Genomic DNA, 22349 nt, shown 5'->3' with positions numbered 1-22349 from the left:
GACGCCGATTTTTGCCGAAATAGTTTTACTTTTTTTGGCGTATACGTTAAACTAAAGTCTGTACGCAATTTGAATATGATCGTATTCGAAGAGATATTTGATTCGGAGGGAAAATAATGTCTGCAAAATGGGAAAAGAAGGAAACCAACAAGGGCGAACTGACCTTTGAAATTGGTGCCGACCAAATTAAGAAAGGTTTAGATCAAGCCTTTGCTAAAACCAAGAAGAACTTAGCTGTTCCTGGTTTCCGTAAGGGTAAGGTGCCGCGTCAAATCTTCAACCAAATGTACGGTGAAGAAGCACTTTACCAAGATGCATTAAACATCGTCTTACCAGACGCATACGCTGCTGCTATCGAAGAAGCAGGAATCGAACCAGTTGACCAACCACAAGTTGATGTTGAATCAATGGAAAAGGGTAAAGCTTGGGTCTTGAAGGCCGTTGTTACGGTTAAGCCAGACGTTACATTGGGCGACTACAAGGATCTCAGTGTGACTAAGCAAAACACACGGGTTTATCAAAAGGACATTGATGCTGAACTCGAACGTCGTCAACAACAACAAGCTGAATTAGTGCTTAAGGAAGACGAAGCTGCAGCCAAGGGCGACACTGTTGTCATTGACTTTGACGGTTCCGTTGATGGTAAGCAGTTTGATGGCGGTAAGGCCGACAACTACTCACTTGAATTAGGTTCTAACTCATTCATTCCTGGCTTTGAAGACCAATTAGTTGGTCACAAAGCTGGTGAAGACGTTGAAGTTAAGGTAACCTTCCCAGATGATTACCAAGCTGAAGACCTTCAAGGTAAAGAAGCCATCTTCAAGACCACCATTCACGAAGTTAAGGCAAAGGAATTACCTGCCCTTGACGACGAATTTGCTAAGGATGTTGACGAAGAAGTCGACAGTCTTGAAGAATTGAAAGCTAAGATCAAAGATGAATTAAAGGAACAAAAGACGACCGCTGCTCAAGAAGCTATCGAAGACGAAGCTATCCGCGAAGCCGTAGATAACGCTACGATTGCTGAAGTACCAGCAGCCATGGTTGAAGACGACATTCACCGTCAAATGGATCAATACCTTGCCAACATGCAACAACAAGGCATCGACCCTAAGACTTACTTCCAATTAACTGGGACGACCGAAGACGACCTGCACAAGCAATTTGCTGCTGATGCAGAACGTCGTGTGAAGACCAACCTTGTTTTGGAAGCCATCGTTGAAGCCGAAAAGATCGAACCATCTGATGATGAGATCAACAAGGAAGTTACTGACCTTGCTGGCCAATACGGGATGGAAGAATCAGCCGTTCGCTCAGCATTGAGTGACGATATGTTGAAGCATGATATCGCTGTTCAAGACGCTGTTGCCTTGGTCCGTGATTCTGCAAAGCAAGACAAGTCTAAGAAGGACGAAAAGGAAGACGAAAAGTAATTTACTTGACCGTCTAACTTAAGTCGTCAACAACGAAAGGCCCTGAGATGAGATTTCTGATCTTTCCAGGGCCTTTTGTTTGGGTCTAGGGTAAATTCTTTTGCATGCCGTACTTTCTATGGTATAGTAGCAATTGCATTGGGAAACGTTCCTAGTGTCCTTAAAACTACGAAGGGGTGACTCATAAATTGTTTGAAAATACCGACGTAAATGGCCCCGTAAATTGTTCTTTTTGTGGTAAATCACAGGATCAAGTCAAGAAAATTGTTGCGGGTCCTGGTGTGTACATTTGTAATGAATGTATCGATTTATGTAAAGAAATCATTGATGAGGAGTTCAACGAGACGGCTCAGGAGACTGTGTTTGACGTCCCAACCCCTCAACAAATTGTGGACTCATTGAACCAATACGTCATTGGCCAAACTGAAGCGAAAAAAACACTCTCCGTGGCTGTTTACAACCACTATAAGCGAGTGAACGAAATGGCAACCAGCGATGGCGCTGATGGCCCTGAATTGCAAAAGAGTAACATTACTATGATTGGACCTACCGGATCAGGGAAGACGTATCTTGCCCAAACGTTAGCAAAAATCTTAAATGTGCCATTTGCAATTGCTGACGCGACGACTTTAACTGAAGCCGGCTACGTTGGTGAAGATGTTGAAAACATCCTTTTGAAGCTGTTGCAAAACGCCGACTATGATGTTGAGCGCGCAGAAAAAGGCATCATCTACATCGATGAAATTGATAAGATCGCCAAAAAGGCTGAAAATGTCTCCATTACTCGTGATGTTTCGGGTGAAGGGGTTCAACAAGCCTTATTGAAGATCTTGGAAGGCACCATTGCTAATGTGCCGCCGCAGGGTGGCCGTAAGCATCCGCAACAGGAATTTATCCAGATCGATACGACGAATATTCTGTTCATCGTGGGTGGGGCGTTTGATGGCATCGAAACCATCGTTAAGAACCGTTTAGGTGACAAGACGATTGGTTTTGGCACCGATTCAACGCACCAGCCGATTAAGGGTGATGAAAGTTTGATGCAACGGGTCGTTCCAGAAGACATGCTTGAATTTGGGTTGATTCCTGAATTTATCGGCCGGCTGCCAATTTTGACGGCGCTTGAAAAATTGTCTGAAGAAGACCTTGTGCGCATTTTGACTGAACCTAAGAATGCGCTTGTCAAGCAGTATCAAAAATTGTTGTCCCTAGACGGGGTTCAACTTGAATTTGATGCCGCTGGGCTGCGTGAAATGGCTAAGTTAGCTTTGAAGGGTAACACTGGTGCCCGTGGTCTGCGGTCAATTATCGAAGACGTTATGCGTGACATTATGTTTGAATTGCCAAGTCGCGATGACGTTGACAAAGTGGTTGTCACTGGTGAAACAGTGAAGGATCACGAAGAACCGCAATTGATTTTAAAGGATCAAAAAGCCTCTTAAGGAGGCGTTACGGTGACCGGTTTTAAGGTTATCAAAACGAGGCCCACTGAACGGCAGTATTTGGAGACAGATGCTGCCGGCAGTGGGCTTTTTGTGTTGCAATGGCATACAGGCAATCAGGGGGACGGCACATCAGCGAGACTGGTCGGAAAATTCTGACCTGATTTTTTGAGATTGTCCCGTTTATCAGGCATTCTGCTGGTTTCTTTCGCGCGTTTAGGCTGCTAGCGAGCAAGATCTCAGATCTACACAGTTAACTTCGCGACAATGAACACGGTTTTGCAGTAAGCGGTTTGCACAGCATCATATTGAAACTAATGACGACATCTGACCCATAAACGCACTTCGATTTACAGACAAAAATACAGTTTTATCACAGTAACCGCATTCTGCGCACAAATTACTTTCAACCGTTTAACCATCCATGATATGATAGAACACAGAATATTTAAGGGGGATTCAGCATGGAAGTCCATGATGTGGAATTAGTAATGAGCGCCGTTGATCCAAAACAGTATCCAACGACCGGTGAACCGGAAATTGCGTTGGTGGGGCGTTCCAACGTTGGCAAGTCATCACTGACCAACGTGTTGATCAATCGAAACAGTTATGCGCACACGTCAAGTCAGCCTGGGAAGACACAGACACTTAATTTTTATCATGTGGAATCGCAATTATACTTCGTTGATGTGCCGGGCTACGGGTATGCTAAGGCGTCGCGCACGGACCGTGAAAAGTGGGGTCAAATGATCGAGACCTACCTCACGCAGCGTGAACAGTTGCGCGGTGTTGTCTCTTTGGTGGATGGTCGGCACGCGCCAACTAAGGATGATCAGCAAATGTATACCTGGTTGGCCTACTACGACATTCCAACGCTGGTCGTGGCCACTAAGTTGGATAAAATTCCACGTGGTAAGTGGAACAAACAATTGAGTGTGATCAAAAAGACCTTGGAACTAAAGCCCGAGGATGCACTGCTGCCATTTTCGGCGCAAACAAAGATGGGTAAGGATGAAGTTTGGGATTGGATCGAGACACAAGCATTTGGAGGCAAATAGCATGAATTTTAACGATTACCAGCAGGCAGCTAATCGAACGCTGTACGGTAGTGAACAAGTGTTAACGAACTGTGCGCTGGGGCTCTCAAGTGAGACCGGTGAAGTCGTGGATCTGGTTAAGCAGTATACGTTTCAGGGCAAAGATCTCGACCGTGATACCCTGACAAAAGAAATGGGCGATGTCCTTTGGTACCTGTCGCAAGTTGCTGAATGGGCGAATATTCCGTTTGACGACGTTGCCAAAGATAACATTGAACGGCTTAATGAACGCTATCCAAATGGCTATCAAAACCAACCAGAATCATAATTTGATTTCCTATGATTACAGTATTGATGACGGTTTCAGAAAATGACGAGAATCCGTTAAAATAAGAGCGACTTAAGATCAATTTTTATGTGATTTTAAGTCGTTTTTGTGTATATTATTACAGAAATTCTAATTTTATTACTTGTTTTCATGATGAATATCGAGAAAAAATATGTATATAAAACGTGAATATCGTCTTTTTTGTGTATAAACCATAAAAAAGGTTGTAATTCTTGAATAAAGGTGTTAACCTCTAATTTATTAAGTTGAAATTAAGAAATGAGAGGGATAATCATATGACAGAAAACCAAAAAGTAGTATTAGCATATTCCGGAGGCTTAGATACCTCAGTAGCCATTCCTTGGCTCAAAGATAAGGGTTATGACGTTATCGCCTGCTGCATTAACGTGGGTGAAGGCAAGGATTTAGATTTCATTAAGGAAAAGGCCTTACAAGTTGGTGCCGTAAAAGCCTACGTCATCGACGCTCTAGATGAATTCGCCGAAGATTACGCCTTGGTTGCTTTACAGGGCCACACATTTTACGAGGGTGAATACCCATTAATTTCAGCATTATCCCGTCCACTAATCAGTAAAAAGCTTGTTGAAGTTGCGCAACAAGAAAATGCTACCGCCGTTGCCCATGGTTGCACTGGCAAAGGGAACGACCAAGTCCGGTTTGAGGTTGCAATTCACGCACTCAACCCAGCCTTGGAAGTTCTAAGCCCAGTTCGTGACTGGCACTGGTCTCGTGAAGAAGAAATCAACTACGCAAAGGAACACAACATTCCAATTCCAATTGATTTGGACTCACCATACTCCATCGACGCTAACATTTGGGGCCGGGCTAACGAAGCCGGCGTGCTGGAAGATCCATGGGTCTCTGCACCAGAGGACGCTTATGCGTTGACCAACCCGATCGATAAGACACCTGATACACCAACGGATATCGAAATCACTTTTGTTAAGGGTGTGCCAACCAAGTTGGACGGCGAGTCGATGAAGCTTGCTGACCTGATTCAAAAACTGAACAAAATTGCCGGCGAGCACGGTATCGGCCGGATCGACCACATTGAAAACCGGTTAGTCGGTATCAAGTCTCGTGAAGTTTACGAAGCACCGGCCGCAACCGTTTTGATGAAGGCCCACAAACAACTTGAAGACTTGACTTTCGAACGTGACCTGGCCCACTTTAAGCCAGTCATCGAAAACAAGTTGAGCGAAATGATTTACAACGCGTTATGGTTCTCACCGCTGATGGGTGCTTTACAATCATTCCTGCAAACCACGCAAGAAGTTGTTAACGGTGTTATCAAAGTTGAATTATTCAAGGGTAACGTCATCACCTTAGGCCGGAAGTCAGAAAACTCATTGTACGACAAGAATCTGGCAACGTACACGGCTTCTGATTCCTTTGACCAAATCGCAGCCAAGGGCTTTATCAAACTTTGGGGCCTGCCAACGCAAGTTTATTCACAAGTGAAGATGAAGAACCAACAATCTGCTTTTGTGAACGCCGTGACTCAGAACTCCAAGAGTAAGGTCAAGGTTGCTGTAAAGTCAGAAAAGAAGGCAGAATCAGAAAAAACGGGGGCTAAATAATGAGTACCAAAAAGCTATGGGGCGGTCGTTTTCAGGAACAGGCTGCCGCTTGGGTCGATGCTTTTGGTGCCTCCATTTCCTTTGATCAACTGATGGCTGAAGAGGACATCGAGGGCTCATTAGCTCACGTCAAGATGTTAAAGGCCACTGGAATTCTGAATGCTGATGACAGTGATCAGATTATTGCTGGGCTGGAAGGGATTCAAACAGATCTAGAAGCCGGCAAGCTGAACTTTACCGTTGAAAACGAAGATATCCATATGAATATCGAAGCCATCTTAACGGACCGGATCGGTGCCGTTGCTGGAAAATTGCACACTGGCCGGTCACGGAATGACCAGGTGGCAACCGATTTTCATTTGTATTTGAAGAAACGGTTACCCAAGATCATTGACGAATTAACCACGATTCAAAAAACATTGGTCAAGATGGCCTCAGAAAACGTCGAGACCATTATGCCAGGGTACACGCATTTACAACACGCACAACCCATCTCATATGGGCATTATCTGATGGCGTACTACCAAATGTTTAAACGTGATAAGGAACGGTTTACGTTTAACGAACAGCACACCGACATTTCACCGCTGGGCGCCGCTGCCCTTGCTGGGACCACGTTCCCAATCGACCGGCAGATGACGGCTAAGACTTTGGGCTTCTCCCACGTGTATGCTAATTCGCTGGATGCTGTTTCTGACCGGGACTTCGCGCTGGAATTTTTAAGCAACAGCTCGATCATGATGATGCATCTGTCACGGTTCTGTGAAGAACTCAGTATGTGGGTCAGCCACGAGTTCCAGTATTTGGAGCTCAGTGACGCCTATACGACTGGCAGTTCAATCATGCCGCAGAAAAAGAACCCGGACATGGCTGAACTGATTCGTGGCAAGAGCGGCCGCGTTTACGGTCATTTAATGGGCCTCTTAGCCACGATGAAGTCATTGCCGCTTGCGTACAATAAGGACCTTCAAGAGGACAAGGAAGGCGTGTTTGACACGGTTAAGACGCTTTTACCAGCCCTGCGTGTCTTTAACGGGATGATTTCAACACTGACCGTTAAGAAGGATAATATGCAGCACGCGACCGAAAACGACTTTTCTAACGCAACTGAACTGGCTGATTATTTGGCAGCCAAGGGGGTACCGTTCAGAGAAGCGCACGGCATCGTGGGTCAGCTTGTTTTGAAGGGGATTCAAACTCATCAGAACCTGCAGGATATGTCCCTGGAAGACTTAAAGAAGGCCTCACCAGCCATCGAAGCAGATGTGTACAATGATTTGAAGTCGGAAGTGGCCGTTGAGCGCCGGCATTCCGAAGGCGGCACTGGTTTTGACCAGGTTCGGCATCAGATTGAAGTTGCGAAACAAGAATTGAATCTGTAACACTAAAACGAATGCAATAAACCGGTCAAAGACTGGGACAGAAACGGCCTGTTTTATAGAATCCAAATTTGGGTTTTGTAAAACAGGCCGTTTCTTTGCTAATCTTTGGTTGGTGTCGTTCGGTTCCGCGCGCTTTGTGTTGGAGTCTGCATAGTAGTCAATTGGACAACGGTGGGGTATTCTGGGCTTATACGGGGGTGATTCGGTTGAATAAAGGGCGTTTAGAGGCATTCACGGATGCTGTTTTAGCAATTATTTTAACGATTATGATCCTAGAATTTAAGGTACCGGAGTCGTTTCAGTTATCGGCGATGGTTGATCAGTTGCCATATTTGATTTCATATGCCATCGGGTACTTATTCATTGGGACGGCTTGGTACAACCATCATTACATGTTTACCCAGACCAAACACATCACACAACGGATATACTGGGCAAACAATTTTTGGATGTTTACAACTTCCTTCTTGCCCGTAGCGACGGCCTGGGTCGGTCGCGGTTTGAATGAACAAGGACCGGAGATTTTTTACTTTATCGTCTATCTGGCATGGAGTTTTGCCTATGCTTGGTTGTCGCGGGTGCTGATCGTTGCCAATCGGGAGTCAGGGCACGAACAAGTTGCTGAGAACATTAGTCATATGCTGATTTATCGGTATCTGAGCAATTGGAAGATCTTTGTTGTGCAAACTGCTGTGGTGGTCGTTATTTTGATTTACGTGCCAGCGTTGCAGATGGTGGTCGTCACACTTCAAATTTTACTGGTGGGGATGCGGTTTAATCCAGATAGCGACAAGTTGGACGAATAGGGAACAGAACGGTTTGTCACTGTATTTTTTGGCGCACTAGCGGCACTGTATTTGAATTGAATAGACATAGACAGGCGCACAAAAGACCCCAAAGACAAGAATCTCGTTTGAGATTACTGTCTTTGGGGCCTTTTGTGTTTGTCTTTAGACGTTGTCCCACAACTGTTACTTGTGGTAACTCCGCTTTTCTTTAATTAAATCTTTAGCTGTCTTAGTTGTATCTTTTTGTTCATCGCGCTTCAGGAACTTATCACGCTTGTCGTCTTTTAGATCCATTTCGGCAAATTTACCGAACATGGAGTCGAGATTATCTTGTCGTTTTACCTTAAGACCCATGGTTGATGCCTCCTTACTTTGGACTATATCTTAGCAGAAAATCGGCCATTTGTCATTTTTTGCGGTTTCTCATAATTGAATATTGTGATGATATTGAATAAAAAAGCGGTTACATCAAGAATATGTGTATAAAAAAGTCTTTTTCTTAAATTTTATTGCATAAAGAATGTGAATGGTGTATTGTTAGAAGTATCAAAAATTAGAGGATACAAATTTAGAGAGGAAGTTCGCGGATGACCATTAAGGGGAAACATGTGTTGCAAGCAGTGCTTGCATTATGCTTATCGCTATTATTCTTTGTCAGTTTCAGTAACGTGACGACCAACGACCAAACAGCTTACGCGGCTGATAATTCTTTACAGAAAGTTAAGGAGAAGGGCACTCTGGTGGTGGCAACTTCACCTGATTATCCACCGTATGAATTCCAGACCACGAAAAATGGGAACAGCAAAATTGTTGGGATGGACATGTCTGTTGCCAAGAAAGTTGCTAAGGGCTTAGGCGTCAAGCTTGTTGTCAAAAGTATGAGTTTTGACTCATTGCTGGTTGCGATTGAAACGGGCAAGGCCGACGTTGCTATCGGGGGTATCAACCCAACCGCTAAACGTCGTCAATCCGTTGACTTTACCCATATTTATTACTCAGGTGGTCAAAGTTTTCTGGTCAATAAGGCTGAAAAGTTAAAGTATTCCAGTCGGGCCAAATTAAAGAACCAAAAGGTCGGCGCCCAGACGGGGACCTTGCAGTATGATTTAGCAAAGCAACGGATTCCCGGTGTCACGGTCAAGGGGATGGATAAAAACACCGACCTCGTTTTAGCATTAAAGACCCACAAGGTTGCCGCAGTTGGGATGGAAACACCTACTGCAAAGGCCTATGTTGAAAACGATTCTAGCCTAGCCATGATTCCTTCAGGGTATAAGCTGAACAAGAACGACGTTGGTGCAGCGATTGCCGCGCCTAAGGGCTCAACGGCCCTGATCAACGCCATGAATAAGAGTGTTGATCAAATTAAGAAACAGAACTTGACTGACGGTTACTTAAAGACTGCCGGTACGTACATGAAGACCAACACAAACAACACCAGCATGTTCCACTACTGGAAGTACTTCGCAAAAGGGGTCGAATACACCATGATTATTTCCGCTATTTCAGTTGTCTTCGGGGTTCTGCTTGGGACCTTGTTAGCACTGATGCGGTTCAGCCACAACAAGCTGGTTCATGCGATTGCCGTTGCCTACATTGAATTTGTTCGTGGCACACCGTTGATGGTTCAAGTGATGTTCGTTTACTTCGGGATCGGGATCATTGTTAACCTGCCGGCTCTGTTATCAGGTATCATCGCGGTTTCCTTGAACAGTGGCGCGTACGTCGCGGAAATCATTCGTGGCGGGATCGATTCCGTTGCGAAGGGGCAAACCGAAGCTTCACAAAGTCTTGGGTTGAACAGAACTGATACCATGCGGTACGTGGTCATGCCACAAGCTTTGAAGAACATCTGGCCAGCGTTAGGGAACGAATTCATTTCCCTGATCAAGGAAAGTTCAATCGTCTCCATCATTGGGGTCACCGATCTGATCTACCAGTTGAACATTGTTAGAGCTGACACCTACCGTGGTGTTATGCCAGTCTTCATCGCGATGATCCTGTACTTCATCATGACCTTTATTTTAACCAGAATTCTGAACCACTACGAAGGGAAGATGAACCATGCAAAGTAGCAAACCAATTATTGAAGTTAAAAACCTAGAAAAAAAGTATGATTCAGCCGATGTCTTAAAGGATATCGACGGCGTCGTTAACCAGGGCCAAGTGATTTGTGTGATCGGACCTTCCGGGGCTGGGAAAAGTACCTTTTTGCGGTGCTTGAACCTGTTGGAAAAACCAACGTCTGGTACGGTGCTGTTCGAGGGGATGGACCTGGGGTCGTTAAAAATCAACGAGTTGACGACCTTACGTGAGCGGATGGGGATGGTGTTCCAAAGTTTCAACCTATTCCCAAACATGACCGTTATCGAAAACTTGAAACTGGCTCCGGTTCGGGTCAAGCACATGAGTGATGAAGAAGCCACCAAGAAGGCCAAGGAATTGTTGGACCGGGTCGGCTTATCCGAAAAGGCTGACGTTTATCCAAGCAGCTTGTCTGGTGGGCAGCAACAACGTGTTGCCATTGCACGGGCGTTAGCGATGGATCCTGAAGTCATGCTGTTTGACGAACCCACCAGTGCCCTGGATCCTGAAATGGTCGGTGAAGTGCTGGCCGTTATGAAGGAACTGGCAGACGAAGGTATGACCATGGTCGTCGTGACCCATGAAATGGGCTTTGCCCGTGAAGTGGCTGATGAGGTGTGGTTCATGGCTGATGGTTACATTCTGGAAAAGAACGAGCCGAATGAATTGTTCAACAACCCGCAAAACGACCGGGCAAAGGACTTTATTGGTAAAATCATTAACGCTTAGCGCAGAAACAATTATTTGAGACAGTAATGCATTAAACAACTCTGGCAGACTTTTCCGAATCTGGAATTTTTGCCAGAGTTGTTTTTTGCAATCAAGTTTGTCGTGTTTTGCATTTTGCTGTCATTGTTGCTTAATAGATAAGGGTTAAGAAGGGCGCTTTGTTTCACCGGGTGAACGTACGGCTGCCCCAGAGGCAGCGCCGCAATCATCATGGTCAGATAATGGCCTCAGTGACAAAGAAGAATCGAGCGACGGCTGGTCAGCATTAGTCTCATTATCGTGTCACTGTATTCATGACTGCGCTGTCTCAAAGGGTGGCACACAACGGCACGAGCATCTGAATCTGGTTCACTTCGTCATCACATCCTAATCCGTTGAACCAAACACGCATTCGCGCTATAATGAGTGTTCTGAACAATTGCGATATTGAGCGCATCAAGTGATAAAGGAGGGCGTGCATTGGCATCTGAATATTTAGAGCATAAGCTGGCATTACTGCCTGATCTGCCGGGAATCTACATGATGAAAAACATCAACGGGCACATCATCTATGTCGGTAAAGCCAAAAACCTTAAGAACCGGGTCCGCTCGTATTTTAAGAGCAGCCACGAAGGCAAAACGGCCCGGTTAGTGTCTGAAATTGCGGATTTTGAGACCATCATCGTTTCCAATGATAAGGAAGCCTTCCTGTTGGAAATTACGATGATTCAAAAGCATCAGCCGCATTACAATATTAAATTAAAACAGGGGACTGGGTACCCCTACATTAAAATTACCAATGAGCGGGATCCAGAGACAAAAATTGTCAGTCAGGTGCGAAAGGACGGCGGGTACTACTTCGGTCCCTATCCCAACGTTTACGCGGCTGAAGAGACCCTGCACTTTCTTCAAAAAGTTTACCCATTACGGCGCTGCAATGGCTTTCAGCACCGGCCGTGCCTGTACTACCACATGGGGCAATGCTTAGGTGCCTGCTTTAAAGAAGTGCCAGAAGAGGAATATGCAAAACAGATTGACCGAATCAAGTCGTTCCTGAATGGCAACGTTGCGGAAGTCAAACGGCATTTAAATGGTCAGATGAAAACTGCTTCAGACAAATTGGAATTTGAACGGGCGGCTGACATTCGTGACCAAATGCACTACATTGAAGTGACGGTCGAAAAACAGAAGATCATCTCAACGGATAAGACCCCACGGGATATTTTTAACTTTTACCTTGATAAGGGCTGGTTGTCGGTGCAGATCTTCTTTATTCGCCAGACACGCTTGATCAAACGTGAGAAGCGTTTGTTCCCAATCGTGGACGATGCGGTTTCAGAAATGAGCAGTTTTATTACCCAGTTTTATAACCGGCGCAATAGCGTGCTGCCAAAGGAAATTCTAGTCCCAGAGGAGATGCCTAAGGATGTCTTGAGCAACGTCCTCGGCGTACCATTTAGAACACCGCAACGGGGTGAAAAACGCGCTTTACTGGACATGGCCGGTAAAAATGCCCGTTTGGTTTTGGAAGAAAAATTCCGGTTACTGGAGCTGGATGAGCAAAAAACGACTGGTGCCATGAAGGAAATTACCGATGCGCTTGGGATTCGGCCGGGGCATAAGATCGAGGCCTTTGATCATTCGCATATTCAAGGTGCCGACCTTGTGTCAGCCATGGTGGTCTTTGTGGATGGCCAACCGAATAAAAAACTCTACCGGAAATATAAACTTAAAACCGTTGACCACGCGGATGAAGCTGCCAGCACCAGAGAAGTGATTCGGCGGCGCTACAGCCGGGTGCTCAAAGAACATACTGAATTACCTGATCTGATCTTGATGGATGGCGGTGACATTCAGTTAGACGCAGCCCGGGACGTTTTGGAAAATGAACTGGGGTTGAGTGTGCCGGTTGCTGCCATGGTCAAAAACGATAAACATAAGACGGCCGACTTACTGTCAGAGGTCAACGACACGCCGATGCACCTTGATCCAAAATCGCAGGGCTTTTATTTGCTGCAACGGATTCAAGACGAAGTTCACCGGTTTGCAATCACCTTCCACAGACAGGTGCATACGAAGCATTCCTTAAGCTCGCGGCTGGACGACATTCCAGGTGTTGGGCCAAAGACGCGGACAAAGCTGTTACGAAAATTTGGGTCGCTGCCTAAGATTGCTGAAGCTGACCCGGAAGAGTTGCTGAAACTCGGTATTTCACACACGGTGGTTGATACGATCAAACTAACCTTGGCAAAAGATGCCACTGAAAAGGCTGAAAATTAGTTTTTTCCCATTTTCAGGAAAAATATGCCAATTTATATGGTAATTTTGTTGGATTCATTAGATAATGGCACAGGCAAGGTAACTGAGTATAGAAGAGTTATGGAGAAAAATATATGTTTGTAGATCAAGTAACGATTAATTTAAAAGCAGGAAACGGCGGCAACGGCATGGTTGCGTTCCGGCGTGAAAAGTATGAGCCAAACGGCGGACCTGCCGGTGGCGATGGTGGCCGAGGCGGCAGTGTGATCTTTCGGGTCAACACCGGCTTGCGGACGCTGATGGATTTTCGGTATAACCAAAAATTCAAAGCCGATAGCGGTCAGAATGGCGGCATTAAAGGTATGACCGGCCGTGGTGCTGAGGACAAGATCGTCATCGTGCCGCAGGGTACCACGATCATTGATGATGAGACCAACACGGTAATTGCCGATCTGGTTGAACCAAATGATGAGATTGTTGCCGTTCAAGGTGGTCGCGGAGGCCGTGGAAATGTGCATTTCGCTACGCCGAAGAACCCGGCACCGGAATTAGCTGAAAATGGTGAACCTGGTCAGGAACGTCGCGTCCGGTTGGAACTGAAACTATTGGCGGATGTCGGCTTAATCGGGTTCCCATCAGCTGGGAAATCAACGCTGCTGTCGGTCATTACGGATGCCAAACCTAAAATCGGCGATTACCACTTTACAACGCTATCGCCTAATCTTGGGATGGTGCGTATCGATGTCGACCACGATTTCGCGGTAGCGGATCTGCCAGGGTTGATCGAAGGCGCGGCGGACGGCGTTGGTTTGGGAACAGAATTTCTGCGCCATATCGAACGGACGCGGGTCCTTCTGCACGTCATTGATGTGGGCGGTTATGAACAACGCGACCCATACGAAGATTTTTTGAAGATCAATGAAGAATTAAAGAAGTATGATCCGGCATTACTGGATCGGCCGCAAATCGTAGTTGCTACTAAGATGGACTTGCCGGACGCCAAGGAAAACCTTGCCGACCTTAAAGCCAAATTAGCAGATGACCACACGTTGCCAAACACGCCAATTATTATGGCCATCTCAAGTGTGACGCACGATGGTTTGAAACCATTGATCGCAAAAACAGCTGAAATTCTTGATCACACACCAGCCTTCCCAGTGAAGGGCCTGGATGATCTTGATGAAGCCCTTGATCTGCCAACGACACCAGACAGTGACTTTACCATCGAACAAGATGAAGATGGGACTTGGGTTCTGAGTGGTGAAAAATTGGAACGGCTCTTTAAGATGACCAACATGGATCACGAAGAAAGCACGTTGCGGTTCGCCCGTCAATTGCGCGGTATGGGTGTTGATGATGCCTTGCGCGAAAAGGGTGCTAAGAATGGGGATCTCGTTCAAATTGACGACTTTACCTTTGAATTCGTTGAATAGACAGTACTTTCAATGAATATTGATTAGGTTGTGGTTAAAGGAGAACGGGGGAGAATCATGCAACAACAAAGTGGGAGCAAGCGGTTGAAACACAGCCGCTACATCTCAGGGTTTGATGGTATTAGAACAATTGCCGTGATCGGCGTGATCGTTTATCACTTACTGCCTTACAGCCTAACGGGCGGTTATCTGGGTGTGCCGATCTTTTTCGTTGTTTCAGGATATTTAATTACGGACTTGCTATTACAGGAGTACGAGCAAAATGGGCGAATCGATATCTGGGCCTTTTATGGGCGCCGGATGAAACGGTTATACCCAGCATTAGTTACAATGGTTTTGACCACGGCGGCGTATATTACGCTGTTTCAGCGGTCATTATTCGTTAGTTTAAAATCAATTATTTGGACGAACCTGCTTTACGTCTATAACTGGTGGGAAATTGGTCACGGGCAATCATACTTTGACCGATTTAACGGTGAATCGCCGTTTACCCACCTTTGGTCGCTATCGATCGAAGGTCAATTTTATCTGTTTTGGCCACTGATCTTGGTCGTCCTGCTGTACGTCTTTCATCAACGAAAAACGATTTTCTATCTGGTGATGGGCTTGGCGGTCATTTCTGCCTTTGCGATGGCGGTCTTATACGATCCTGCAAACACCAATCGAGTGTATTATGGGACCGATACGCGGATGTTTGCAATTCTGCTCGGAGTTGGGTTGGCTTTTATGTGGCCCGCTACCAAGCTGAAGACGGATCTGCCGGATAAGGCGCGTCACGCACTAAATGCGGCGGGTATTGCGAGTCTGTTGCTGATTATTTTGCTATTCTTTAAACTATCAGGTGAGAGCGGTTTTACTTACCGCGGCGGGATGTTTTTATTCACCCTCCTATCGACAGTTCTGGTTGCAACAGTGGCGCACCCAGCAGGGGTAATGAATCAAGTACTGACGAACCGGCTGTTTGACTGGGTCGGTAAACGCAGTTACGGCATTTACCTCTATCAATTTCCAATCATGATCTTTTATGAGGCCAAGGTCACAAACATTGCGGCACATCCGCTGATGAACGCCTTGATCGAAACGGTATTGATCCTGGTTGTCAGCGATTTGTCCTACCGGTACTTGGAATCACCGACAAGGCACTACCATTACCGTCAGCTGCCGCAGTTGATCAAGGCTTGTGCCCAGCGTAATTCTCGGTACGGGTGGCGGCGTTGGCTGGCAGTACCGGCGGGCTTGATCACAGTGATTGCCCTCTATGGTGCAGCCTCTTCGCCAACGCATTTAGCCGCCAGCCAAACGACGCTGCAAGACCATATTCAACGCAACCAAAAAACGGCGACGAAGGATAATCAGACCGTGCTGTCCAAGCAGAAAAAGGCTCAAAAAAAGGTGGCAGCAAGCAAGTATCAAAACGTTAAGCTGACGAACAAACAGCAAACCGTTGCGAAGACCTATGATCTGACGAAGCAGCAGTTGCTGACCGCTAAGGACATGCCGGTGACGGCGATTGGCGACTCAGTAATGGTCGATGTGTCGACCGACCTGCGACAAGTCTTTCCAAACACGTACGTGATGGCTAAAGTCGGGCGTCAAGTCTGGCAGGCGCCCTCTGAGATCCATGGGTTGGAAGCTAAGGGCGCGTTATCACATAACGTGCTGATCAACTTGGGGACAAACGGTCCGATGACAACGCAGCAAATTAACAATGTCATTCAGGCCATTGGTCCGAAACGGCATATATACTGGGTCACAACACACGTGCCGACCCGTAACTGGGAGACTCAGACAAACACAACGATCAATCAAGCCAGCAAGCGGTTCTCAAACGTGACCGTTATCGATTGGCACGGGCTAAGTGCCGACCACAAGTCGTGGTTCTATAACGACAACGTTCACCCGAACCCGACTGGGAACAAGTATTTTACGGCGCTAGTTGCGAAGCATTTAACGCAGGAAAGTTCTTAGGTGAGTATAGGTCATCAACAGGGTGCTTACGCATTCTGTCATAAAAAGGTTCAGCTTACCATCCGAATAAGACGGTAAGCTGAACCTTTTTGGTTGTGATCGAAATATTTGATCGCTATCTTAACGTGACGGTGAGCGTTTTTGGTGCTGAAGCCCGTTTTGCACCAGATGCTGAAAAACTGCCGGAGAAGTGAATGGCCAGTTTTGAAACGGTTGTATCAGCTGTTCCAGTTAAAATCATGGCGTGGAAGGTTCTGGTCTGGTGGGCTTGGATGGTTTGCCCGGCGCTGCTGTCACTGAGGCCACTGGCGCCTGATGCCGTATTTGTGCCGTTAAAGACTACCTTATTGATGCCATCTGTCCGAACAGCCTGATCCAACTGATTGCTGATCTTAAAATTCAGTTGAATGGTCTGGTACGGATTTGGAATCGTGGCAATGTTAAATGCCTGTTCCGCCATTTGTTTGGCTTGCTTGGTTTTCGCGTTGTTTGTAATCACCTTGGTGCTGACCATTTGGTAGGTTAAGCCAGTACTGGTCGTTTTTCGATTGGTAGCCTGTTTTTTCTTTAAAGTTAGTTTAGTGCCTGCTTTGTCGTAAGAAAACTCACCCGGAATCGTTAGCAGTCCAGATTTCACGTAGGTGCTCTTTTGTTTTTCGCTAGCCGGGACCTGATAGTTTTTCATCGTAGCGGCGGTCGTGTTAGACGAAGAAGACGCACTTGCTGCTGACTCAGCTTTTTTAACTGACGATTGACTTGATTCAGTTGTCTGTGAGCTTGACGATGTTGCGTGAGACTTTGTGCTGGTTTGTTGACACCCCACCAGGACTAAGGCTAAGACCGCTAGTCCGGCGACCCAAAATTGATTGCGATGTTTCATTGCCCAATTCCCCCTTATTTAAATAACAGCCACTGCTGACTATGACGGAACCCATACAGTCGCTGCCCCTCATAAAACAGGGTCGGCTGTCCCTTGAGTTCCCGTGTTTGACGGTTCAGTCCGTGAATGTTCAACACTGGCTGGTCAGGCTCTGCCCGGAGATGCAGACCTAAATGATCCAGTTTGATGCCCGTTATCGGAATGAGCGGATCCTGGTCGATTGCAATGCGCAATGTCGGGTCAAAATGGCCAGTCAGGATCTTTAATTCAATTAAGTTCATGCCAGTCTCCTCAGTTGTGCAGTAAGTGGTGTATCATCTAAGTCCATTATACCGTACTTTGACCGAACCACCAGACCGTGCACTCTTCGAACCTTGGTAAAGATTGCTGAGTTTATCGACGTTATTTCACAAAAAACGGGTCCGCATATGCTACAATTGTAAGGTTGAGGTGAACGATGAGACTTGACCGTAGCAAGCCCATTGCGTAACTGATCACCTTTTAGCTGCGGACTTATCTTTAGAAGAGGACGACTTAAATGCAAATAGAATTTTTAGGAACGGGTGCTGGCTCCCCGGGAAAATTTAGAAACGTTAGCAGCCTGGCACTCCGTCTGCTTGAAGAACGGAATTCAATCTGGTTATTTGACGCAGGTGAAGGGACACAACATCAAATTTTGCGAACCACGATTCGCCCGCGAAAAATTGATAAAATATTTATTACCCACTTGCACGGCGACCATATTTTCGGGCTGCCGGGCCTGTTAAGCAGCCGTTCGTTTCAAGGTGGCAATGAAAAACTGACCATCTATGGACCAAAGGGAATTCGCAACTTTGTGCTGACGAGCTTAAAGGTCTCCGAAACTAAATTGTCCTACTATATCGAATTCGTTGAGATTGAAGAAGAGGGCGAAATCTATCGCGATGACAAGTTCACCGTTTATGCGCGTAAACTTGACCATAAAATTGAGTGTTTCGGCTATCGTGTTGAAGAACATGACCATCAAGGTGAATTGATGGTCGATAAGCTGCGTGAAGACCAGATTCCATCAGGTCCCGTTTATGGCCAGTTAAAGGCGGGCAAGACAGTCACGCTGCCGGATGGACGCGTCATTAACGGTCAGGATTACATTGGCCACGCGCAAAAGGGCCGGATCATCACGATTCTGGGAGATACGCGGCGAACCCCTAACAGCAGCGTCTTGGCTGAAAATGCCGATGTGCTGGTTCACGAAAGCACATTTGCGAAGGATGAAGCGAATCTTGCTCATAATTACTACCATTCAACAAATATGCAGGCGGCCAAAATCGCCCGCGACAGCCACGTTGGCCGTTTGTTGTTGAATCATATTTCGGCCCGGTACACCGGTAAGATGGCGCTTGAGCTTGAAAAACAAGCGAAGTCGATTTTTCCACGGACAAAAGTGGTCAAGGATTTTGATTTAATTGATATTCCGTTTGATAAGGACCGACAAACAGACTAGGGGGATGATGCGGTTGAAACGTCAAGGACAGCTTATTTTGGGCATTATCTTGATTATTATCATTGCAGTATTTTCCATTTTGAACGTGACACCGGTACCAATCAATTTTGGGGTTGTGACCGTTCGCTGGCCACTGGTGATTGTCTTGCTGGGCGCGGTATTTATTGGTGCGTTACTGATGTTTCTATTAACGACTGTGAATCACTTTCAAAAGCGCCGACAAGATAAACAACAGGGGGAAGCGCCGGCTTCAAAATTGGAACCGGAAACCGTTAAACAACATAACCGCCGGATTACCGGAGCGGTGGCTGAACAAACAAAAACGACTCAACCTACGCATGAACAAAAGGAAAAGGATGACGACCAGTGATCGATTCGCACTATGATTGGCAGGTTAAACACGTTGACCAGCCGGCAGCAGCTGCGCAGGAAGCAGCTGAACAATTGAAGATTGACCCGATGATCGCGCAAATTTTGATCAACCGGGGGTACGACACGACCGAAAAGATGCAGACGTTTTTAACGCCCGATTTGAGTCAGTTGCATGACCCGCTCACTATGCATGACATGCAGAAGGGTGTTGAACGGATTCAAGCCGCCATTATGAACGCTGAAAAGGTGACCATCTACGGTGATTACGATGCGGACGGCGTGACCAGCACGGCCATTATGTACGAGACGCTCGACCAGTTAGGGGCCAACGTGGACTACTTTATTCCGAATCGGTTTGTCGACGGTTATGGGCCAAATACGGTCGCTTTTGAACGCTTGATTGAGGGCGGGACAAAACTCATTGTGACGGTCGATAACGGGGTCTCTGGTCATGATGCCATTGCTCGAGCAAACGAACTCGGCTGTGATGTGGTGGTCACGGATCATCATGAACTGCCTGAAGAATTGCCAGATGCCGCGGCCGTTATCCACCCGCGTCACCCGGACGGCAACTATCCGTTTGGCGGCTTATCCGGTGCTGGGGTTGCTTTTAAAGTCGCCACAGTCTTGCTAGAAGAGGTTCCTCAGGAGTTATTGGATCTGGCAGCCATCGGGACAGTAGCCGATTTGGTACCGCTGGTTGATGAAAACCGAGTTCTTGTTTCACTTGGGTTGCAAATCTTGGCGCAAACGGATCGACTAGGTCTTGTGAACCTGATGCAGGGTGTGGGAATCGATCCCAGCCGGTTGACGGAACAATCCATTGGGTTTGGAATCGCCCCTAGGTTGAACGCCCTGGGACGGTTAGATGACGCGGCACCAGCAGTGGAATTATTGACTACTTTGGACGATCAGCGTGCCAGTGAACTTGCACAGTTGACCGAAAAACAAAATAAATATCGTCAACAACTCGTTGCTGACATTAGTGAGACGGCCTTAACTCAGGCACAAGATGCTGCGCACAGCGCCCATCCGGCACTCGTCATCACTGGTGAACACTGGCACGAAGGGGTGCTTGGTATTGTTGCTAGCAAGGTTGTTGAAGCCACAGGCAAACCGACCGTTGTTCTGAACGTAAATGCGGAGAATAATACTGCAAAGGGCTCCGGTAGAAGCGTTGCCGGTTTTAATTTGTTCGAGGCTTTTGATGGCCACCGTGATTTGATGGTTGCCTTTGGCGGGCATGCAGGAGCTGTCGGGATGACCGCTAAAGCGGACCATTTGTCTGACCTGCAGGCTGCTTTCGATGACGGTGCAGTTACCCAGCATCTCACGGATCAGCCAAAGATTCAGCTGAACGTTGCCGCAAATTTGACTGCAGATAAGGTTACATTACCGCTGTACGAACAGTTGCAGCGGTTAGCACCGTTTGGGACGGATAATCCAGTGCCTTTGTTTGCGTTTGATCCCGATGAATTGCAGAATGTGAAAGCAATCGGAGCGGATGGCAAGCACCTGAAATTTCGAGTGGCGGACAATGGTCAAAGCGTTGATGCGATTGATTTTGGCCAGGGCGCACTGGCACCGGTTCTGGCAAGTGCACCGGATCAGGTCAAACTCCTGGCACAAATCGATATTAATGTTTGGCAGGGCCGGACGAACATGCAGCTGATGGTTAAAGATATTGCTGTGAGCGGTATGGTTGTTGAGGATAAGCGGACGCAGCAGCTCCACAAAACAATGTTCAGCGAGGCCGGGACTTACGTCTTTTTCAATCAGCGCTTGTACGCGCAACTCCGAACGCAATTACCGCCAACAGCTGTAAGTATCGTAGTTACAGCTGGCCAAGAAATTTCTGATCAAAAAATCGACACGCTTTTTCTGGTGGACTGTCCGGCCTCAATCGCTGATTTACAGCGGGTTTTAAGCCATTTGACGGCTGACAGAATCGTCGCATACTTTTATTTGAAGCAAAGTCATTACCTTTTAGGGATGCCAGAACGCGCACAATATGCTAAACTATTTAGGTTCGTTCAAACGCATCAAAACGTGGATGTTGGCCACCGGCTAGCTGAATTAGCCGCCTATCTCAAAATCGACGCCAGCCAACTCGTTTTGATGCTCAAGATTTTTACTGAACTGCACTTTGCAACCATCGCAAAAGGGGTCCTGAACCCAGTTGCACAGCCGACAAGTCAAAAAATCGAGACGGCACCGAGTTATCAATCCCGTCAAACACAGATTGAAACCGAAAAACAGCTACTGTACAGTGAGACAGCGGCGTTAAAACAACTGTTGTCCAGCTTTATGGCCGATTAATAAAGGAGTTTTTCAAATGGCAATTGATTTAACTGATTACATCGCAACCGTTCCCGACTATCCAGAACCCGGCGTCATGTTCCGGGATATTTCACCACTCATGGCTGACGGTGAAGCTTACCGTTACGCCACGGACCAACTGGTGGATTACGCCCGCGGCAAGAACGTTGAAATGATCGTGGGTCCAGAAGCCCGCGGATTCATTGTGGGCTGCCCAGTCGCATACGAACTTGGCGTTGGCTTTGCGCCAGCTCGTAAGGAGGGGAAACTACCCCGAGAGACGGTTAAAGCAACTTACAGTCTCGAATATGGGACAAGTGCGCTTTATCTGCACAAAGATGCAATCAAGCCGGGCCAACGGGTCTTAGTGACTGATGACCTGTTAGCAACTGGCGGCACCATCGCGGCAACCATCCAATTGGTCGAAGATTTGGGTGGAATCGTGGTCGGGACAGCCTTCATCATTGAATTAAAGGATCTCCATGGTCGCGATAAGATCAAGGGTCATGATATTTTTAGTTTGATGGAGTACTAAATATTAAAAAAGACTGATAGAAATTGGTGACTGCCAATTCTTATCAGTCCTTTTTTGTATGGTGTTGTAATTGATAAAAAGTATAATCTTAGTGCCATCGGCATATTGTGTGTGGGTAATGTTGTGACGTTAAAAACCGAAAAAAAGGTCCTGAGGTCGCCACAGGCAACTTCAGAACCTTTAATTTTGAAGGAGAGTACAGGTCTCCTAAGATACTCTAGTCATAATCCCATGATGGCGGTCTTTATAAGCATTTTTCACTACATATTATTTCTGAAAGTTTAGATAATCAGGTC

The 22349-nt window shown here is 46.6% G+C and carries 19 protein-coding genes; 16 read left to right on the top strand and 3 right to left on the bottom strand.

Annotation, left to right across the window (positions count from 1 at the left end):
* The first annotated feature begins 116 nt into the window (after positions 1–116).
* The 7 genes from tig to FC82_RS14145 all read left to right on the top strand — a co-directional run bounded on the left by tig (position 117) and on the right by FC82_RS14145 (position 8029).
* Positions 117–1433, top strand: coding sequence for a trigger factor (gene tig / locus FC82_RS14175; protein WP_054759901.1), 1317 nt, complete (start codon positions 117–119; stop codon positions 1431–1433).
* A 188-nt stretch (positions 1434–1621) separates the two neighbouring features.
* Entirely contained in the window at positions 1622–2875 is a 1254-nt protein-coding gene (gene clpX / locus FC82_RS14170) for an ATP-dependent Clp protease ATP-binding subunit ClpX (protein WP_054759898.1), read from the top strand.
* A gap of 464 nt (positions 2876–3339) precedes the next feature.
* Positions 3340–3933, top strand: a complete 594-nt coding sequence (gene yihA, locus FC82_RS14165) for a ribosome biogenesis GTP-binding protein YihA/YsxC (protein WP_054759896.1) — start codon at positions 3340–3342, stop codon at positions 3931–3933.
* A gap of 1 nt (position 3934) precedes the next feature.
* Complete coding sequence (locus FC82_RS14160) at positions 3935–4240, top strand: nucleoside triphosphate pyrophosphohydrolase family protein (RefSeq protein ID WP_054759894.1); 306 nt, start codon at positions 3935–3937, stop codon at positions 4238–4240.
* 296 nt (positions 4241–4536) lie between these two features.
* Complete coding sequence (locus FC82_RS14155; protein WP_056997327.1) at positions 4537–5841, top strand: argininosuccinate synthase; 1305 nt, start codon at positions 4537–4539, stop codon at positions 5839–5841.
* Positions 5841–7223, top strand: a complete 1383-nt coding sequence (argH, locus tag FC82_RS14150; RefSeq protein WP_056997326.1) for an argininosuccinate lyase — start codon at positions 5841–5843, stop codon at positions 7221–7223. The genes FC82_RS14155 and argH overlap by 1 nt, the downstream gene beginning before the upstream one ends.
* A gap of 206 nt (positions 7224–7429) precedes the next feature.
* A complete protein-coding gene (locus FC82_RS14145; RefSeq protein ID WP_054759936.1) occupies positions 7430–8029 on the top strand; it encodes a TMEM175 family protein in 600 nt (199 codons plus the stop codon).
* A 165-nt stretch (positions 8030–8194) separates the two neighbouring features.
* Here the strand turns inward: FC82_RS14145 and FC82_RS17030 are convergent, their stop codons facing one another.
* Positions 8195–8365 (bottom strand): SPJ_0845 family protein, encoded by a 171-nt coding sequence (locus FC82_RS17030; RefSeq protein WP_169790584.1) that lies wholly within the window; start codon positions 8363–8365, stop codon positions 8195–8197.
* A gap of 233 nt (positions 8366–8598) precedes the next feature.
* Between FC82_RS17030 and FC82_RS14140 the strand changes: the two genes are divergently transcribed.
* The 5 genes from FC82_RS14140 to FC82_RS14120 all read left to right on the top strand — a co-directional run bounded on the left by FC82_RS14140 (position 8599) and on the right by FC82_RS14120 (position 16464).
* Entirely contained in the window at positions 8599–10086 is a 1488-nt protein-coding gene (locus FC82_RS14140) for an ABC transporter substrate-binding protein/permease (protein WP_056997325.1), read from the top strand.
* Positions 10076–10825 (top strand): amino acid ABC transporter ATP-binding protein, encoded by a 750-nt coding sequence (locus tag FC82_RS14135; RefSeq protein ID WP_054759891.1) that lies wholly within the window; start codon positions 10076–10078, stop codon positions 10823–10825. Before FC82_RS14140 ends, FC82_RS14135 begins: the two co-directional genes overlap by 11 nt.
* A gap of 459 nt (positions 10826–11284) precedes the next feature.
* Positions 11285–13084, top strand: coding sequence for an excinuclease ABC subunit UvrC (gene uvrC, locus FC82_RS14130; RefSeq protein ID WP_056997324.1), 1800 nt, complete (start codon positions 11285–11287; stop codon positions 13082–13084).
* 113 nt (positions 13085–13197) lie between these two features.
* Positions 13198–14496 carry a GTPase ObgE gene (obgE, locus tag FC82_RS14125; protein WP_056997323.1) on the top strand — a complete coding sequence of 433 codons (1299 nt, stop codon included), beginning with the start codon at positions 13198–13200 and terminating at the stop codon, positions 14494–14496.
* 57 nt (positions 14497–14553) lie between these two features.
* The gene (locus FC82_RS14120; protein ID WP_056997322.1) at positions 14554–16464 is read left to right on the top strand and encodes an acyltransferase family protein; all 1911 of its coding nucleotides are present in this window, start codon (positions 14554–14556) and stop codon (positions 16462–16464) included.
* A 115-nt stretch (positions 16465–16579) separates the two neighbouring features.
* Here the strand turns inward: FC82_RS14120 and FC82_RS14115 are convergent, their stop codons facing one another.
* The gene (locus FC82_RS14115; RefSeq protein WP_056997321.1) at positions 16580–17344 is read right to left on the bottom strand and encodes a hypothetical protein; all 765 of its coding nucleotides are present in this window, start codon (positions 17342–17344) and stop codon (positions 16580–16582) included.
* A gap of 14 nt (positions 17345–17358) precedes the next feature.
* The gene (locus tag FC82_RS14110) at positions 17359–17625 is read right to left on the bottom strand and encodes a hypothetical protein (RefSeq protein ID WP_054759887.1); all 267 of its coding nucleotides are present in this window, start codon (positions 17623–17625) and stop codon (positions 17359–17361) included.
* A 257-nt stretch (positions 17626–17882) separates the two neighbouring features.
* Here FC82_RS14110 and rnz point away from each other — a divergent pair, with 257 nt between their 5' ends.
* Genes rnz through FC82_RS14090 form a run of 4 tightly spaced genes read left to right on the top strand, consistent with a single transcriptional unit; the run spans position 17883 to position 22053 of the window.
* Complete coding sequence (gene rnz, locus FC82_RS14105; RefSeq protein WP_054759885.1) at positions 17883–18827, top strand: ribonuclease Z; 945 nt, start codon at positions 17883–17885, stop codon at positions 18825–18827.
* 13 nt (positions 18828–18840) lie between these two features.
* A complete protein-coding gene (locus tag FC82_RS14100) occupies positions 18841–19197 on the top strand; it encodes a LapA family protein (RefSeq protein ID WP_054759883.1) in 357 nt (118 codons plus the stop codon).
* Positions 19194–21518: a single-stranded-DNA-specific exonuclease RecJ gene (gene recJ, locus FC82_RS14095; RefSeq protein ID WP_056997320.1), complete on the top strand. Its 2325-nt coding sequence runs from the start codon at positions 19194–19196 to the stop codon at positions 21516–21518. The genes FC82_RS14100 and recJ overlap by 4 nt, the downstream gene beginning before the upstream one ends.
* Before the next feature lie 16 nt (positions 21519–21534).
* Positions 21535–22053: an adenine phosphoribosyltransferase gene (locus tag FC82_RS14090; RefSeq protein ID WP_054759881.1), complete on the top strand. Its 519-nt coding sequence runs from the start codon at positions 21535–21537 to the stop codon at positions 22051–22053.
* The last annotated feature ends 296 nt before the right edge of the window (positions 22054–22349 follow it).

This window comes from Secundilactobacillus collinoides DSM 20515 = JCM 1123 (assembly GCF_001435975.1).
In the GTDB taxonomy this organism is placed as follows: Bacteria; Bacillota; Bacilli; order Lactobacillales; family Lactobacillaceae; genus Secundilactobacillus; species Secundilactobacillus collinoides.
The sequence above is the reverse complement of the archived record's forward strand: the minus strand, read 5'-3'. Positions and strand labels throughout refer to the sequence as shown.

What these genes read in the sequence shown, in the direction of transcription:
- FC82_RS14140 (WP_056997325.1), top strand. Translation starts at nt 8,599, where the DNA reads ATGACCATTAAGGGGAAACATGTGTTGCAAGCAGTGCTTGCATTATGC.
- FC82_RS14090 (WP_054759881.1), top strand. Translation starts at nt 21,535, where the DNA reads ATGGCAATTGATTTAACTGATTACATCGCAACCGTTCCCGACTATCCA.
- obgE (WP_056997323.1), top strand. Translation starts at nt 13,198, where the DNA reads ATGTTTGTAGATCAAGTAACGATTAATTTAAAAGCAGGAAACGGCGGC.
- FC82_RS14120 (WP_056997322.1), top strand. Translation starts at nt 14,554, where the DNA reads ATGCAACAACAAAGTGGGAGCAAGCGGTTGAAACACAGCCGCTACATC.
- FC82_RS14110 (WP_054759887.1), bottom strand. Translation starts at nt 17,625, where the DNA reads ATGAACTTAATTGAATTAAAGATCCTGACTGGCCATTTTGACCCGACA.
- yihA (WP_054759896.1), top strand. Translation starts at nt 3,340, where the DNA reads ATGGAAGTCCATGATGTGGAATTAGTAATGAGCGCCGTTGATCCAAAA.
- tig (WP_054759901.1), top strand. Translation starts at nt 117, where the DNA reads ATGTCTGCAAAATGGGAAAAGAAGGAAACCAACAAGGGCGAACTGACC.
- FC82_RS17030 (WP_169790584.1), bottom strand. Translation starts at nt 8,365, where the DNA reads ATGGGTCTTAAGGTAAAACGACAAGATAATCTCGACTCCATGTTCGGT.
- FC82_RS14115 (WP_056997321.1), bottom strand. Translation starts at nt 17,344, where the DNA reads ATGAAACATCGCAATCAATTTTGGGTCGCCGGACTAGCGGTCTTAGCC.
- FC82_RS14155 (WP_056997327.1), top strand. Translation starts at nt 4,537, where the DNA reads ATGACAGAAAACCAAAAAGTAGTATTAGCATATTCCGGAGGCTTAGAT.
- rnz (WP_054759885.1), top strand. Translation starts at nt 17,883, where the DNA reads ATGCAAATAGAATTTTTAGGAACGGGTGCTGGCTCCCCGGGAAAATTT.
- FC82_RS14135 (WP_054759891.1), top strand. Translation starts at nt 10,076, where the DNA reads ATGCAAAGTAGCAAACCAATTATTGAAGTTAAAAACCTAGAAAAAAAG.
- argH (WP_056997326.1), top strand. Translation starts at nt 5,841, where the DNA reads ATGAGTACCAAAAAGCTATGGGGCGGTCGTTTTCAGGAACAGGCTGCC.
- FC82_RS14160 (WP_054759894.1), top strand. Translation starts at nt 3,935, where the DNA reads ATGAATTTTAACGATTACCAGCAGGCAGCTAATCGAACGCTGTACGGT.